The sequence below is a fragment of the Escherichia sp. AM3 genome (assembly GCF_032029835.1).
GTDB classification, from domain to species: domain Bacteria; phylum Pseudomonadota; class Gammaproteobacteria; order Enterobacterales; family Enterobacteriaceae; genus Escherichia; species Escherichia coli.
In genome coordinates this window covers 1-364 of sequence record NZ_JAVUPQ010000672.1, presented here as the reverse complement: position 1 = coordinate 364, position 364 = coordinate 1, and the positions used below count along the sequence as shown (strand labels likewise).

1 protein-coding gene is annotated in these 364 nt (G+C 38.7%); it reads left to right on the top strand.

Annotated elements, in window-relative coordinates; genetic code table 11:
• Positions 1 to 364: plasmid segregation protein ParM domain-containing protein (gene parM, locus RTW80_RS27810; protein WP_312721343.1), on the top strand; the 364-nt coding region annotated here is incomplete at both ends.

The following is a 364-nucleotide window of genomic DNA, read 5'->3' as shown; positions in this document are numbered from 1 at the left end:
ACATTTAACTATGAACTGGATGGTAAAAAATACACGTATGATGAAGTTAGCAACCAATCTATTCTTACGACTCATATTGAGTATCAATATACGGATGTTAACCTGTTAGCTGTGCATCACGCTTTACTGAATAGTGGATTAGCGCCTCAGCCTGTATCATTGACTGTGACTTTGCCTATCAGTGAGTTCTACACGAAAGAGTGTCAAAAAAATGAACTCAACATTCAGCGTAAAATTGAGAATTTAATGAGGCCGATTCGTCTTAATAAAGGCGATGTTTTCACCATTGAACACGTTGATGTGATGCCTGAATCATTGCCAGCTGTGTTTTCTCGTCTGGTCATGGATAAAGTTGGTCAGTTCG